The organism is Providencia alcalifaciens (assembly GCF_915403165.1).
GTDB lineage: Bacteria > Pseudomonadota > Gammaproteobacteria > Enterobacterales > Enterobacteriaceae > Providencia > Providencia alcalifaciens_C.
The window spans coordinates 1965551-1981018 of the sequence record NZ_OU659204.1 but is presented as its reverse complement, the minus strand read 5'-3'; the positions used below and the strand labels follow the sequence as shown (position 1 = coordinate 1981018).

Below are 15468 nucleotides of genomic sequence, written 5' to 3'. Positions count from 1 at the left end.
ATGGCTAAAAAACACAATTTTTCTTGAAATGAGCTGAGTTAACCATTCTTGATATAAATAAGTCATCAACCATAATTCAATTCAGCATAGTTAGGTGGTAAGTTAGCGGATAAACGTTATTTATATAAAGCGCAAAATTACTATGAAAACACTCTCTATCAGCCAAGTATCTGAACTTACGGGCCTTACCTCTGCAACTATTCGTTTCTATGAAAGCAAAGATTTGATTCAACCTATTGGCCGAAAAGGTTTAACTCGGTTGTATGCACCTGAAGTTCTTACTCATCTTTCGCTGATTATTCTTGCTAAACAGGCTCAATTTTCACTGGATGAAATAGCAAAAATGTTAAATCACTTGCCAGAAAAAGGGATTGAACGCCCTATTTTGCGAGAAAAAATAGATGAAATTGACCAAAAAATCCAAGAATTGCAGAAACTTAAGCAAGGGTTACAACATATTGAACAATGTCCGTCGGAAAATCACTTGCAGTGCCCTAAATTTCAGAAAATTTTATCTGTAAGCTTAAAACAAAATATCGCAAAACTGACCAAAAACATCGCTTGACTTAAAGTCAACTTGAAGTTGTATCATCCGGCATATTCGTTTTCTCCCTCTACTATTGTTGATTTTTATAAACAGTAAGGAATGATTATGCCTCGTTCAGTTTTTTGGCTCGCCGCTGCTCTCGCATTATTTACAACCGGTAATGCCCTCGTTCTTTCTGTTGCTGTGCTGATTGGTTCACAATTAGCGGATGACCCAGCCTATGCAACCATCCCCCTATTGTCACAATATATTGGCTTGATTTTAGCCTCCATTCCCATGGCGCATTTTATGATGCGATTTGGCCGCCGAGCTGGTTTTATGTTGGGAAATATTGGTGGATTAACGGGTGCAATTTTCGCGATTTCAGGCATTTACACTCAAAGTTTTTGGCTATTTTCTCTGGGAACTTTTTTTACGGGTATCGCGATTGGTACGGCTCAGCAATATCGTTTCGCTGCTTTAGAAGAAGCGCCAATTGCACTGCGTGCAAAAGCCGTCGGATTGGTGATGAGTGGTGGTATTGTCGCGGTATTAGTGGGTCCTACATTAGCGATGTCAACACGCACACTCATTGCTCAATATCCATTTATGGGCACCTTCGCAGCATTGACGATCATTTATATTTTGGCATTTATACTTTTATTAATGATCCCGTTAACCACGCAGCATAAAACGGTATTTTCTGCTGATATTCCGAAGGTACGTTCATATTCAAAACTCTACTCTCAACCATTACTTATTTTAATCGCTTTCGTTAGTGCAATAAGCTATGCGTTGGTCGTTTATATGGTCGGCGCATTTCCATTGGCAATGAAAGCTCAGGAATTTACATTCACTTCCATCGCCTTTGTTTTCCAATGCCATATTTTAGGTATGTTTGCACCTTCCTTTTTTACAGGGCATTTAATCAGTCGCTTTGGCGTAAAACCTTTTTTATGGCTAGGAATAGTCTGCCTGATGGCGGCTAATTTATTAAATTTAACCGGTGCCAGTTATACACATTTTTTAATATCCATGACGCTGGTCGGTCTTGCCTGGAACTGTATTTTAATTGGTACCACACACTTATTACCAAGAACATACCGCGATCATGAACGAGCTAAAATACAGGGAATGACCGATTTCCTTATCTTTGGTTTTGGTGCTATTGGTAGCCTATTAGCAGGTGTCGCCTTTTATTTTGTTGGTTGGCAAGTGACCAATATGATTGGACTTATTGTTGGCGTGGCTATTTTTTCTGTGATGCTATTACTTCGTCGTAGTATGGATAAAACATCCGAATTGGCTAAATCTTAGTGTAAAAATAAACTGCCTCGAACCTTAATTCATCGAGGCAGCCTACCTTCACTATTTCATTTTTGGCAGGAAGCTTATATCCATATAATATTTATTAGCATTATTCTTATCGAGGTAAATCGTGACAGTTTCTCTATCAATATACGGTGATGGGTCAAAATAAATATTTTCACTCTTATAACGTTTGATAGTATTCGAGCTTTTATCATGAACATCCGCCAAAATTTGGTATGGCGACTGCTTGTTTATCTGGATCATCGTATTTTCTTCAACCCCAGTAATTTTTACTTGGATTGGCGTGCCTTCACGTAATAAGCGCGTGCTTTTCTTTTTACCCACCATACCAAAAGCAAACGGAATACCGCCAATTAATGTAAATACAACGCCGAAAATACCACAAAAAATACTTAGCGCATAAATACCAAAGAACGAATTAATCACTGCGTCATGGGGGTTATTCGGGTCATATAACACATCAATAGATTGCCCTATGCTGCCACGATAGCTACTGCTGCCCATCGAAGAGCGAAATTCAATTTTTTGATTATCTTGCGTCGTAAATTCAATAATCGGGAAATAGCTTTTTGATTTATCCTCTGAAACACTGACATCCAGATCAGTCACAATCCCTGTTGTTTCCACTCCATTTTTTGTCATATTCATGCTGGAGTAGAGCGAGAATACAGTGCCAATCAGAAACAAGATCCCAATCACTAAAAAAACCGTAAATATAATATTTTTAATCTTCACCCTTATATTCCTTTAGTTGAGTTTTCATTCGCCTCTATTATGGTACAAATCGATAGTTAATTTCAGATAAGTATTGGTAAATAATGATATTTAAGACTGTTTACCGCGCTGATGGAAATTTACCCATATCCCATAACTAACCAAGCCGCCAAAGAAAAATGGCACTGTCATGGTAAGTTCTAAATAAACGAAGCGGTTAAAGTGAAAATTGGGTAATTTTGGTGTGAGGTAATAGGCAATAGGCAGTGCGAATAACAAGGAAGCAGTCCCAATTCCTATTATCTTTTTGAGTTTTTGGTTATCAATGTTTTGCTGTATTTTTGTCTGCTTTCGATAATATCGCCAATATTGATAACTTAAATAGAACAAGCCTAATAATGAACCTGAATGTTGCAAAATTTTATAGATAGCAATTTCTTGTTTATCCGTCATGGATAAATTGAATTGCAAAAATGACCATGACCGCACCATTGTGCCTGTATCATGAGTAAAAGAATCCCAAACAATGTGCGTTAATGCGCCAATAAAGAAAGATATAGCGAGAATACAAATACTGAGGATAGACCAACCCTGCGTTTTTTTAATCACAAAAGGTATTACGGTTGATAATGGCGAAGCCAGCTTCAGAATAATGGCATAAATAATAAAGCAAAGAGGTAACCCAATAGATAACCATCCCACAATGTGGTGGGCTTCTGATGCTAATCGATATAAGCCAAACGAATATAATAAATCTGGACTCAAACTGCCAAGGATCATCGCAGGTAAACTTAGCCATTGCCCCAAAAACGAATGCTTAATGGGAAAAACAACGGCTGGATGTGAAAACGTCCATGGCATAAGCTATATCCTTCTATAATCATCTGGCATAGCTTCGTATTCTAAATGTTGCCGCTCCAATTCACTATACGATAATCCTGAAATCTCCTTCCCCCATCTGTACTCCCCAAATAGCGGTTTTACGAAATAATTTGCGAGTAATTATATTTAGTTCAGTGGAATCAACTCATTGAATGATTCTCATTTAATTATTTATTGCCTAAATTATCCTATTCCATGGATAATATATGCGGTTTATTTCCCATGCATACACAAAATCAACTTATTTATATGTGGTTTAAAGGGTTTTTATATGAAATACAATAAATTAGCAACACTTATCACAACTCTGGCAGTCGCAAGCGCAGCTAACGCGGCAGAAGTTTATAACAAAGACGGCAACAAACTTGATGTCTATGGACAAATTGATGTTCGCCACTATATTGCCGATTCAAAAAGCGGTGAAGATGGTGATGATTCACGCGTTCGCTTAGGATTCCGCGGTGATACTCAAATCAACGATCAACTCACAGGCTATGGCCGTTTTGAATGGGAAACTCCAACCAATAAATCAGAAAGTGATCATGAAAACCAAAACCGTTTAGCTTATGCCGGTTTAAAATTCGCTGATTTTGGTTCATTGGATTACGGACGCAATTACGGCGTGAACTACGACATCCATGCATGGACTGACGTTCTTCCACTTTGGGGCGCAGACACCATGGATCAAGAAGATAACTTCATGATGGGACGTAACCGTAATTTATTGACTTATCGTAACAATAATATGTTCGGTTATGTTGATGGCTTAAGCTTCGCCCTGCAATACCAAGGGAAAAATGGCGATCAAAACAAATCCTCTGGTGAAGATGCGCTGAAAAATAACGGTGATGGTTATGGTCTATCAACCGCTTATGAATTGGGTTACGGTGTCACGTTAGGCGGCAGCTATGCAAACTCAAGTCGTACACCAAGCCAGCGTGATGGCGCTATTGGTGCAAAAGGCGAACGCGCGCAAGTGTGGAACGTCGGGGGTAAATTTGAGTGGGAAGACCTTTACATTGCAGCTATGTATGGTCAAGCACTGAATGCAACTCGCTACGGAGAAGATGATGCCGAAGCCGTTGCCAATAAAACAGAAAATTTAGAAGTTGTTGCGACTTATACCTTAGATTTCGGCTTAACCCCTTCAATCGGTTATAACCAATCTAAAGGGAAAGATCTCGGCGAATATGGCAGCAAAGATTTAGTGAAATACCTGGCTGTTGGTGCTGCTTATGAGTTCAACAACAACATGTCCGCTGTCGTTGATTACAAAATTAACTTATTGAATAAAAATGAGTTTACTCGTGAGCACAACATCAATACTGATAATGTTTTAGGTTTGGGCTTAGTGTACCAGTTCTAACCTATTTCTCGAGAGTGGCGCTATCTTCGGTATTAAAGATAGCGCCATTTCTTTGTTTTTATGCTTATTTTTACTGACATTGCTTCATATAGTCATCATCCTCAAGCACCCAAAGAGGTTCTATATCACTGTCTTTCTTAATGACTAAAGAAGGATCGGAACGTAAACACGCACCACCATAATGCCCACCCACAGTGAATGTACAGACCTGAATATAACGCTCTGCCACTTTCGGTAAACACCATAATTGCTGATAAACATTTTCTTGATACGAAAATTGCCCACAAGTTTCATCCAGAATTTCATCTTGATGATCAACCAATCCAATATTATCACCACAGCGCCCTGCGATAGGCTTCACGGCATAACCCGTTTGGCGTAGCTCATCGTTAATTTCAAAATCCGTATCCAATAGATATGGATGATGCGGGAACAATGACCATAGAATCGGCAGGATTGATTTATTACCGGGGATCACTGTCCATAACGGTTCAAAAACGCGAATCTCTGGACGCAACAGCACATCAATCAGCCGGACATCATTATGATGTGGGTGTCCAGTTCGAATAGGTAAGCCAGAAAGGTCATTTTCGCTCTCTTGGCGTAGCTGCTCCAGAGCGGTTTCCCATGCCCATGTTTTCCATACACATTGAAGCACTCGCCCTTCACCATCCACCACTTGGCCCGTTTCATTCCAAACTAACTCATCCAAACCATGGATGATTTTACATTCAAAACCTGCTGCCATGATAGATTGAGCCATAAATAGCGCGTGATAATTCTCTTCGCTATCTCTATCCTGCATAATATGAATAAACGGTTTTGCGGTAGTGTGTTTCCATGTATCCGTAAGTAATTCTTGCAGACGCTCACCTGGATTCCAGCCTGTGCTGAGCCCCCCTATTTTTGCCCACTTATCAACAATTAGTCCTGTTTCAGTGTGGCAAGATGCTGAATCCGCATTGTATTCATAAACTTTCAACCCACGATGGTCCATACAAAAATCAAGGCGACCCGTTACCATATCGTGACGGCGGTTTTGCCATGATAAACGCAAACGTGGCCAGAGAATTTCAGGGATATTGAAAAGTTTCAGTAAGTTGTCATCTTTGAGGACTTTTTCAGTAGCATGCAAATACATCAAATGCACTTCATTAGTTGCCTGCATTAACTGATTTTCGGCCGTGCTTGAAATCGTGAAATACTCGTGAGGGTTCGCATTCAATCTATGCCCATGCTTAGCCTTAACATAGGCTAATTCAATCGAGTTAGATTCATCTAACCAATTTTGATTGAAATTAATCTGGCTATCTAACTGAGCCGCGTGCAGTTCCATCAATTGCGGATTAATTTCAGGTTCTTTATAGGCATACTGGTCATTATCCGTTTGTATCATCCAACCGAGGATCGTTGTATCGGTGAATGTATCGAACACTGTATAGCATCCATTATCGACGCATAGAGGGAGTTCTCGAGTCCATTGCTGTCCTGCTGGAAGTTTATGATGTAAAACATTTTGCTCAACAACTCGAACTTTGTTATCAAGAACTTGGGTAATAATCGCAACATGCCCAGTATGCTCAAATTCCCCTCCTTCTTCCCAAATCAGTAAACTTCCTGCTGTGGGTTTCATTTGACTGCCATTTTGATACGCGCGTAATGGCAAAATGCCGTCATCCACTACATGACGCAAGAAACGTAATGCAAAAATCTCATACGCCATGCCAACATCGGTGAATACCACACCATAATTGAGATAGAGAAAACGACGAGCAAATTCAACACATTGCCATTTATATCCCATGTATTCATTATTGATATAACTGCGAAACGAGATATCGTCGTGCTCATCAAGATTGGGTATTGAGCTGTAATTGGAAGAGTAAATTGCAACACCACCGGGGGCGTAGCCAAGTAAAGTGCCAAACGGTTCGTGTTCTTCTGTCATGATTAGGTTCCTATTACAGCTCACTGATATTATTTAATATTGCAATTATAAGGATGCTAATAATCAGTATACGCCTGTCATAATCAAAACACTTCGTTTTTTCATGGCATAAAAAAAGCACCTACTTAATAGATGCTTTATGGTGTTGATGTTGAATTTAATACGAAAATTTCGTTAGCGATGACCCCGAGTATGGTTATTAGATGACCAGTTGTAGGTCGCATTGCTTCCTGTTACGCGCTCTTTTTTCTTCTGGGTTCTTAAAGCTTTGGCTTCTTTTTCAACTTCAGCCGAGATTTCGGTAATGATCAGTTTTTTGACTTTGTTTTCTTCTGAATTGGTCAACTCGCGCCCTAAACTTTTACGTTCTTGAGCCAGTCGTTGTCTCACCCGCATTCTTTGCGTTTCAGTCATCTCTTGCAGTGTTAGGGTTTTCATGTCATTACTCCTTCGAAAGTTGAAAGACGACGTCCAATATAGCACTCCGTTCTCTTTTCGTCCCAGATAAGGTGCCATCATCCCTATTTAGGAGTATAGTAGCCTTTATCGAAATCCGAATTGATATGAATCATTTTATTTATTATGGAATTAGCGCTCTCCACACCTGAAATTCGCCAGATCCTTGCTTCTGACACCCCAATCATCGATGTTCGCTCCCCCGTTGAATTTCAACAAGGAGCCATGCCATCCGCACTCAATTTACCCTTAATGAATAACGATGAACGCACCGCCGTCGGGATCTGTTATAAACAAAAAGGTTCTGATAAAGCCGTCGAGCTTGGGCATCAATTAGTCTCTGGTGAATTACGTGAAAATCGAATTAATGCGTGGAAAATTGCCTGCCAACAACACCCTGAAGGTTATCTCTGCTGCGCGCGTGGCGGAATGCGCTCCCATATTGCGCAGCAATGGTTAAAAGAAGCAGGTATTGAGTACCCACTTATCAATGGTGGCTATAAAAACTTACGCCAAACGACTATTGATGCTATCGACGAATTAGCTCAGCGCCCAGTAATATTAATTGGTGGTTGCACCGGAAATGGCAAAACACTATTAGTTCAAAGCCTTGAAGATAGTATTGATCTCGAAGGTATTGCCCATCATCGAGGCTCTTCCTTTGGTCGTACCTTGGAGGCCCAATTCTCACAAGCTACGTTTGAAAACCATTTAGCGGTTTCTATGTTAAAAAAAGCCCCCAATCACAACCGATGGGTGCTTGAAGATGAAGGACGTGCAATTGGTGTGAACAGCCTTCCCGATTCACTACGCCAAGCTATGGAAACAGCAACAATTGCGGTAGTTGAAGACCCAATTGAACGCCGTATGGAAAGGTTAAAAGAGGAATATTTTGACCGAATGACCCATGATTTTCTTGCCGCATTTGGTGAAGAGCAAGGTTGGAATGCCTATAGCGAATATTTACACCATGGTCTGCACGCTATCCGTAAACGTTTAGGTTCTCAGCGAGCGATTGAACTGACTAAACTACTGGATGATGCATTGATTGCTCAACGTAAAACGGAAAAAACAGACGTTCATTTCTCATGGCTTACACCACTTCTTCATGAATATTATGATCCGATGTACCGCTATCAGTTGAGCAAAAAACAGGACCGAATTGTTTTCAAAGGGACATTTGAGGAAGTCACTGAGTGGGTAAAATCCACCGCTCAATAATGCTACGCGTATCCTTCAATATTTAATAAGGTGACACTGTCACCTTATTAACCATTTCCAAGCCTGTTTAACGTACTTCCTGTTTAGCGTAATAGTGCACCGACTAAAAATAATGTGCCTAATATCAAACAGCACCCGGAACTGACATACCAAAATAGGTCGCTATTACCTTTAAAGCGGCTTTTGATCAGTGGAAATATAGCCGCTCTCATTAAAAATACAGTGGCGATAGCAATTAGGATTGGTTGAGTAAAGGGTAAAGAAAAAGAACCTTGAGCCGCACTGAATGCGTATAATCCCCAAATGGTTAATATTGTCCCGACCAAAATCGCCGTAAATTTGGGGTACCAATGCCCTTCTTGAGCTTGCTTAACGATCTGTTCCCCTGCACCCAGCCACTTAAACCCACCAGCACCCCAAACCAAACATGCAAAATGCAATAGTGCAGCTATCCATGTCAGAATAGCCGCCAAATACAATGCAGTAATTCCCATTTATGATCCTTATTTTTTAAAGGCAAGCTCAGTAATACCTTGGTAAATCAATTTAGAAGCTAATCCGCCTAAAATCAATCCGACCACTTTGCCTATCACTTTATGGATACGGGAATACGTTCGTCTTACAGAAGATAGTGAGAATGTCTGGCATAAGATAATACGCCAAATTAAGGATGCCACTACAATTCCTAGCCAAATCACAAGCTTGGTCCACAATGGTGTTGAAGGTGAAATCGTAGTAGAGAAAATACTCATAAAAAATAGAACGGTTTGAGGGTTAGATAAGTCAGCAATTAACCCTCGACGAAAATAAACGCCCGTTGGAAAATTTTCTGTATTTTTTTCGGTGGCAAGAGACAGTTGCGTTTTATTTCGAAATACACTGATCGCGTAATACAATAAATATAATCCACCCAGAATCTTAATCAGGGAAAATAGCGATTCAAACTGGGTCATTAATGCCACCAGCCCAAAGAGCCCTAACCCTGAATAAATCGCATCCCCCAGAACAACCCCATAACCACAAGTTAATCCGGCTTTTTTACCTGAACTTAGCGTTGTCTGAACCACCGTAAACAAGTTGGCACCAGGGTTAAAAAAGGTCAAAACAAACAAAAACAAGGTAATCAGAATGCTGTGTAGTGGATCCATCATGGTGTCTCACATTAGCGGAGGATTTTTTTATTATAGACAGGGATAACCCTTCGTGGTGCAACCTACGTCAGGTTATTGAAAATCCACCGTATGTGAACGAACTAAAAAACTATCCCAACGATTTTCGACGGTGCAGCAACCACTTATCTAACTCATTAGCAAATTGCTGGCGATCTCGTTGGTTTAAGCTAGCAGGCCCACCGGTTTGCACGCCGCTAGCTCGCATCGTATCCATAAAGTCTCTAATGGTCAGACGTTCACGGATCGTAGCTTCACTGTAACGCTCACCTCGAGGGTTCAACGCCACTGCGCCCTTTTCCATCACTTCCGCCGCCAGCGGAATATCAGCAGTAATAATTAAATCACCGGCTTGAGCACGTAAAACAATTTCATTATCTGCAACATCAAACCCTGCCGGAACTTGCAGTGTTTTTAAAAAAATTGAAGGAGGAACAGACAAACGCTGATTCGCCACAAATGTAATTTGCACTTTTTCTCTATCAGCCGCGCGATATAACACTTCTTTAATCACTTTCGGACACGCATCCGCATCCACCCAAATCACCATATTAACGTTAACCTATCGATTTTATTGCTAGGAATGAATTGCTGCACATCATAACATGTCATCCATCCCTTAGGAGGAACAAACTGCCGTTTCTTGTCGCGTCAATAACCCGTAACTCACGAGTGAGCACAGCACCACCAATATACCGCCAACAATAGCAACCCAATACCCTGCATAAATTCCGAGCTCATCCACTATTTTACCTGAAAGCATCGCGCCAAGTGCCACTCCAATATTCAATCCCGCCAGCAGCCATGTCATCCCTTCCGTTAAACGGTGATCGGGAACAATATTCTCCACCAGCGACATACCAATAATCATCGTTGGTGCAAAAAATAATCCTGAAATGAACATCACAATCGCCAGCGACCAAATACCCGTCACCCAAAGTAAAGGAATAATAGATAGTAATGTCAGAACTCCACTGATTAGCAACATACGCGGCAAAGGCATTGATATACGCATTCCTCCAAATACCACCCCCATCACACAAGAACCAATGGCATACAGCGATAACACTAAACTCGCCATCGCCGGCTGTCCTTGTATCTGTGCCAGCGTCACACTCAAAATATCCACAGTTCCCACAATCACGCCCAACGAAATCATGAGAATAATCAGCAACTGCAATCTGGGTAGACGCAAAATAGACGCCTTTGCGCTCATCATCTGCTGCTTACTGACTAGGGTAGGTTCTGTTTTACGCTGAGAAACTAAGAGCAAGACTCCCACCAGCAATAAAATACCTGCAATCATAATTCCCGCTTGTGGGAACAGAGCCACAGTCAGCCCAACAGATAGCGGAGGCCCCGCAATAAACGTCAAATCATCGAAGACAGTTTCCAATGAATACGCAGTTTGTAGCAGTGGATCCCCTTTGTAGATCTGCGACCATCTCGCGCGGATCATCGCCGACATACTCGGCATAAAGCCGGACAGAAATGCCCCTAAAAATAACCAAATATAAGAAAGCCCTAACCACGTAGACGCCACTATCAACCCCATGCCCAGAACACTAATCAAAGTCACTAACGGCAACACACGAAACTGACCATGGCTATCCACTTGGCGAGAAATTTGCGGCGATAATAAGGCATAAGTCAGCACAAAAGTGGCTGAAACACCACCTGCCAGTGCATAGCTTCCTTGCAACATCGATAGCATAGTAATAATCCCAATCCCCATCATGGGTAACGCTAAGCGAGCCAAAAGCCCTGCCAAAGCAAATTGGATGCTTCCTGAAGCATGAAAAAGTTGTTGGTATCGGCTCAGCATGCAGTATCTCCATAATAAAAATTTAATATATATACGGTGTGTATGTATAAAAATGATATATTGATACGAGATGAATGTAAATAATCATACGCAATGTATGTAAGAGGTTTTATGGCAAGACGAACACAAGCCCAAATGGAACAAACTCGCGCCCTATTACTGGCGACGGCACGGGATTTCTTCTGCCGTTTAGGCTATGCAGAAACATCAATGGATGATTTAACTGCTAGTGTTGAACTGACTCGCGGCGCGCTATATCACCATTTTGGGGACAAACAGGGATTATTCTTGGCGGTTGTCGAACAAATAGATGCTGAAATGAACCAACGTTTACAGACAATTACGGACAACAGCGATGATCTGTGGTCAAGCTTTCAACAACGCTGTCACGCCTATTTAGAAATGGCGCTTGAACCTGAATACCAACAAGTGATTTTACGAGATGCTAAAGCGGTATTAGGGGAAGCCATCGCAAAATCTAACTTACAGTGTGCGGATGCCATTGAAAAAATAATCGCCAAGCTGGTAGAAGATAATGTTATTGCCAACGTAGAGCCTCGCGCCCTCGCAGCATTACTCAATGGAGGGTTATCCGAAGCGGCGTACTGGATAGCGCAGGATAAGAGTGAAACGCGGCTAAAACAGAGCATTGCCAGCATTGATGTGCTACTGAATGGACTAAAAGCCCCTGCTAAACGCGGATAAAAGTAAGCCCATATCGTGGGCTTACTCATGACGCAATTAACGCAGCGACTTAAATACACTTATAAATTTTTCAACATCTTGTTCGCTTGTGGACCATGAAGTACACAAACGCACACAGGTTTTACCCGCTTGTGGCGCTGGCATACTGCTTAAAACATAATGTTCCAGCAATTTCTTTGCTAAATCATCCGGTAGCACCACAAACACTTGGTTTGATTCAACCGGCGCTAAGAACTCAAAACCTTGCTGAGTAAAGAATGCGGCTAAATGCATCGCCATATCATTGAGATGCTTACCCAATTTGAAATAAAGGTCATCTTTAAACAGCGCGTTAAATTGTGCCGCTAATAACCAACCTTTTGCCTGCAATCCCCCTTTTTGCTTGATGCTAAAGCGGAAATCAGATTTCAAGCTTGGGTTTAAAATCACTAGAACTTCACCCGTCAGTGCACCAATCTTAGTACCACCGATATAAAAAATATCCGTCAACTGAGCGATATCTTCAATCGTTACGTCGCTCGCATGGGACATTAAGCCGGAGGCTAAACGCGCGCCATCCATAAACAGCCATAAGCCATGCTCATCACACACTTTACGCAGCGCAACCAGCTCATCTTTACGGTAGACAGTACCAATTTCTGTCGAGTTACTGATATACACCAATTTTGGCTGTACACAGTGCTCATCGGTATGATGCGCCAAAACTTGCTCAATCAGCGCGGGCGTTAACTTCCCCGATGCGCAAGGAACGGTGAAAACTTTATGCCCAGTGGCTTCAATCGCCCCTGTCTCATGTACCGCGATATGCCCTGAATCTACCGCGATAGCCGCCTGGTGAGGCCTTAATACATGAGAGATAGCGGTTAAATTGGTGATCGTGCCACCATTAAAAAAATGAATATCTGCATCTGGGCGTCCAATGCGCTGTTTTACTAACTCAATCACACTGGCACATAACGTATCGGTACCATACCCTTCAAAACGCTTACCCGCTAAGCTATTGAGTTCTTCCATCACTGCTGGGTGCGCTATTTCATTATAATCATTAATAAAGCTGTACATTGGTGACCTACCGTTAGCTCATGTTGTGTTAAAAACAAGCCAACAGTTATATGCGCATATCATTCAATGTTCAACGATATTTTTTAAGCGATTACCTTGGCGTTATGTTACTGATTGCGAACGCCTGAAGGTCAGATTAAAACGATAAGCCCCAAGTTGAGGATGAACGCCTGATTTGATTTGTCGTACACCGTGGTAATGGAGCCGCGAACGTCCGCCCCACACCAAAACATCCCCATGCTCTAATAGGATAGCTTGACGAGATGACTCTCGCGTTTCACCACCAAAATCAAAGATAGTGGGCAACCCTAACGAAAAAGAGACGATCGGCTGGGAAAAATCCGCTTCATCCTTATCTTGATGCAGCGACATTTTAGCCCCCACACCATAGCGATTAACTAGACAGGCATCTGGAGCAAAATAAGAGAAACCCACTTTTTCAGCGGCATGAATCGCCAACTGTTTAAATAATGCGGGCATCATGGGCCATGGCTGCTGAGTTATCGGGTCGACAGAGGAATATCGGTAGCCTTTATTATCCGTAACCCAGCCCCAATCACCGCAATTGGTCATCGCCACAGACATGGCGTATCCACTTGGCGTTTCCATATGACGCAAAGGTGCTTGAACAATCACCTCAAACAATGCAGCCAATAGCGGCTCCCCTTGCCCAAGCAAAAAGCCTTTAAGGAGATAAGCGTCTGGCGCAATCTCAATCGTATTCTCTTCATCAGGAAATAACATTGTCACCACACATTAGAAACGGGTACCTAGAAAGTACCCTTGATATTTAAACTGCTTGTTGCTGCCTTTTCAATGCCAATTTACGCTCTGCTTTTTGGCTACCCCAGACACTGAGTAAAATCACCAACATGCCGAGTAACTGTAATGGGCTGAGTTGTTGGTCAAGCCACAGCCACCCAAGGATAACGGCGCTCATCGGGCTTAAGAATCCCAGCGATGCTACCGAACTTGGCCCTAAGATAGCGAGGCCTCTGAACCATAATGCATATGTCAGTGCGCCGCCAATCAAGGTTAAATAACTCAGCCCTACGATATTTAACAAGTTCAGCGAAGGTAATGCAGGTTCAAGTAACAGCGCGAAAGGCAGTAAGACTAACCCGCCTGCGGTTAATTGCCACGAGGTAAAGGTTAATGCTGAAACGGGCGGCTGCCAGCGACGGCTTAATACCGTTCCTGCTGCCATAGAGAATGCTCCAGCTAGCCCGGCAATAATCCCGGTTAAATCTAACGCGGCACTTGGCGTCAATAATAAAATAGCCACCCCGAAAATCCCACTCAGTGCGGCAAATATCGAAGTACTCGATAACGGGCTACTTAATAACCAACGGCTAAGAAATAACACAATCAGCGGCTGTATCGCCCCCACCGTTGCTGCCACGCCACCGGGTAAACGGTATGCGGAGATAAACAATAACCACCAAAACAGTGAGAAATTTAAGATGCCGAGAACCAGCACGCGCCCCCACCAAATCCCCTGAGGTAATTTGCGTAAAAATAGCAACAGCAGCAAGCCCGCCGGCAAGGCGCGGAGCATGGCTAACGTCAGAGGCATCCCCGCTGGCAGCATTTCTGTTGTCACCAAGTAGGTACTTCCCCATACAATCGGTGCTAATGCCGTTAAAAACAGAACCCAGTATCTATTCATGATCACACTCACAATGATTTATCTTGAGGTCAAGATAAATTCAAACTATCTTGACGTCAAGATAGATTATTGTATGATTTGCCGATGGATAGAATAGATAAAATCACTCAACAGTGGCAACGTGAACGCCCGGACCTTGATATCAGCGCCATGGGGCTGATTGGGCGCTTAGGCAACGTTGCCCATCACCTGACCCGTGAAATGGAGAAGGTATTTGCCCAATTTGGTCTAAATAGATCAAGTTTTGACGTACTCGCCACTTTGCGTCGTGCGGGTTCCCCTTACACACTGTCACCCAGCGATATGCTCGCCACCTTGATGGTGACATCCGGCACCATGACCAACCGCATCGATCAGCTCGAGAAAGCCGGTTATGTCGCGCGTCATGTCAATCCTGATGATGGGCGTGGCTTTTTAGTCAGTTTGACAGAGGAAGGATTGGATTTAATTAACCAAGTGGTCACCGCCCATACCGAAAATCAATCCCGTTTGGTGGCGTCATTGTCGAATGAAGAGCAACAGGCGCTGAATCAGCTACTACGAACGTTTCTAAGTCATTTAGAATCATGAAACTTTTAGAGAGGAATTCCTTT

17 protein-coding genes are annotated in these 15468 nt (G+C 42.3%); 6 read left to right on the top strand and 11 right to left on the bottom strand.

Translation table 11 applies throughout. The features are described from left to right. Positions 1 to 142: 142 nt before the first annotated feature. Positions 143 to 565: a MerR family transcriptional regulator gene (locus LDO73_RS09115; protein WP_224057610.1), complete on the top strand. Its 423-nt coding sequence runs from the start codon at positions 143 to 145 to the stop codon at positions 563 to 565. 87 nt (positions 566 to 652) lie between these two features. Beyond that, complete coding sequence (locus tag LDO73_RS09110) at positions 653 to 1843, top strand: MFS transporter (protein ID WP_224057609.1); 1191 nt, start codon at positions 653 to 655, stop codon at positions 1841 to 1843. Between the two features lie 51 nt (positions 1844 to 1894). Here LDO73_RS09110 and LDO73_RS09105 read toward each other — a convergent pair whose 3' ends face one another. Both LDO73_RS09105 and LDO73_RS09100 read right to left on the bottom strand, forming a co-directional pair. Further along, positions 1895 to 2593, bottom strand: a complete 699-nt coding sequence (locus LDO73_RS09105; RefSeq protein ID WP_224057608.1) for a DUF3592 domain-containing protein — start codon at positions 2591 to 2593, stop codon at positions 1895 to 1897. Between the two features lie 90 nt (positions 2594 to 2683). Next, the gene (locus LDO73_RS09100) at positions 2684 to 3433 is read right to left on the bottom strand and encodes a DUF4184 family protein (RefSeq protein WP_224057607.1); all 750 of its coding nucleotides are present in this window, start codon (positions 3431 to 3433) and stop codon (positions 2684 to 2686) included. A gap of 292 nt (positions 3434 to 3725) precedes the next feature. On the opposite strand from LDO73_RS09100, the gene LDO73_RS09095 reads away from it, so the two are divergent. Next, positions 3726 to 4820 (top strand): porin, encoded by a 1095-nt coding sequence (locus LDO73_RS09095; protein WP_224057606.1) that lies wholly within the window; start codon positions 3726 to 3728, stop codon positions 4818 to 4820. 70 nt (positions 4821 to 4890) lie between these two features. Here the strand turns inward: LDO73_RS09095 and gss are convergent, their stop codons facing one another. Both gss and LDO73_RS09085 read right to left on the bottom strand, forming a co-directional pair. Next, positions 4891 to 6768 carry a bifunctional glutathionylspermidine amidase/synthase gene (gss, locus tag LDO73_RS09090; RefSeq protein ID WP_224057605.1) on the bottom strand — a complete coding sequence of 626 codons (1878 nt, stop codon included), beginning with the start codon at positions 6766 to 6768 and terminating at the stop codon, positions 4891 to 4893. A gap of 174 nt (positions 6769 to 6942) precedes the next feature. Beyond that, positions 6943 to 7206 carry a DUF3811 domain-containing protein gene (locus LDO73_RS09085; RefSeq protein WP_224057604.1) on the bottom strand — a complete coding sequence of 88 codons (264 nt, stop codon included), beginning with the start codon at positions 7204 to 7206 and terminating at the stop codon, positions 6943 to 6945. A gap of 144 nt (positions 7207 to 7350) precedes the next feature. Here LDO73_RS09085 and mnmH point away from each other — a divergent pair, with 144 nt between their 5' ends. Further along, positions 7351 to 8445 carry a tRNA 2-selenouridine(34) synthase MnmH gene (gene mnmH / locus LDO73_RS09080; RefSeq protein WP_224057603.1) on the top strand — a complete coding sequence of 365 codons (1095 nt, stop codon included), beginning with the start codon at positions 7351 to 7353 and terminating at the stop codon, positions 8443 to 8445. A gap of 83 nt (positions 8446 to 8528) precedes the next feature. Here mnmH and LDO73_RS09075 read toward each other — a convergent pair whose 3' ends face one another. The 4 genes from LDO73_RS09075 to LDO73_RS09060 form a co-directional block, all read right to left on the bottom strand. Continuing rightward, positions 8529 to 8939: a hypothetical protein gene (locus LDO73_RS09075; protein WP_224057602.1), complete on the bottom strand. Its 411-nt coding sequence runs from the start codon at positions 8937 to 8939 to the stop codon at positions 8529 to 8531. A 9-nt stretch (positions 8940 to 8948) separates the two neighbouring features. Beyond that, on the bottom strand, positions 8949 to 9596 hold the full coding sequence (locus LDO73_RS09070) for a homoserine/threonine efflux transporter (protein WP_224057601.1): 648 nt from the start codon (positions 9594 to 9596) through the stop codon (positions 8949 to 8951). A 109-nt stretch (positions 9597 to 9705) separates the two neighbouring features. Beyond that, positions 9706 to 10164, bottom strand: a complete 459-nt coding sequence (locus tag LDO73_RS09065; RefSeq protein ID WP_224057600.1) for a YaiI/YqxD family protein — start codon at positions 10162 to 10164, stop codon at positions 9706 to 9708. A gap of 69 nt (positions 10165 to 10233) precedes the next feature. Continuing rightward, positions 10234 to 11439 (bottom strand): MFS transporter, encoded by a 1206-nt coding sequence (locus LDO73_RS09060; protein ID WP_224057599.1) that lies wholly within the window; start codon positions 11437 to 11439, stop codon positions 10234 to 10236. 111 nt (positions 11440 to 11550) lie between these two features. On the opposite strand from LDO73_RS09060, the gene LDO73_RS09055 reads away from it, so the two are divergent. Beyond that, positions 11551 to 12144, top strand: a complete 594-nt coding sequence (locus LDO73_RS09055) for a TetR/AcrR family transcriptional regulator (RefSeq protein ID WP_224057598.1) — start codon at positions 11551 to 11553, stop codon at positions 12142 to 12144. Positions 12145 to 12180: 36 nt separating this feature from the next. Here LDO73_RS09055 and LDO73_RS09050 read toward each other — a convergent pair whose 3' ends face one another. From LDO73_RS09050 to LDO73_RS09040, 3 genes are all read right to left on the bottom strand, one after another. After that, a complete protein-coding gene (locus tag LDO73_RS09050) occupies positions 12181 to 13206 on the bottom strand; it encodes a threonine aldolase family protein (RefSeq protein ID WP_224057597.1) in 1026 nt (341 codons plus the stop codon). Positions 13207 to 13308: 102 nt separating this feature from the next. Beyond that, entirely contained in the window at positions 13309 to 13950 is a 642-nt protein-coding gene (gene alkB, locus LDO73_RS09045; protein WP_224057596.1) for a DNA oxidative demethylase AlkB, read from the bottom strand. Positions 13951 to 13996: 46 nt separating this feature from the next. Further along, complete coding sequence (locus LDO73_RS09040) at positions 13997 to 14875, bottom strand: EamA family transporter (RefSeq protein ID WP_224057595.1); 879 nt, start codon at positions 14873 to 14875, stop codon at positions 13997 to 13999. An 84-nt stretch (positions 14876 to 14959) separates the two neighbouring features. Here LDO73_RS09040 and LDO73_RS09035 point away from each other — a divergent pair, with 84 nt between their 5' ends. Then, a complete protein-coding gene (locus tag LDO73_RS09035) occupies positions 14960 to 15445 on the top strand; it encodes a MarR family winged helix-turn-helix transcriptional regulator (RefSeq protein ID WP_224057594.1) in 486 nt (161 codons plus the stop codon). Positions 15446 to 15468: the final 23 nt, after the last annotated feature.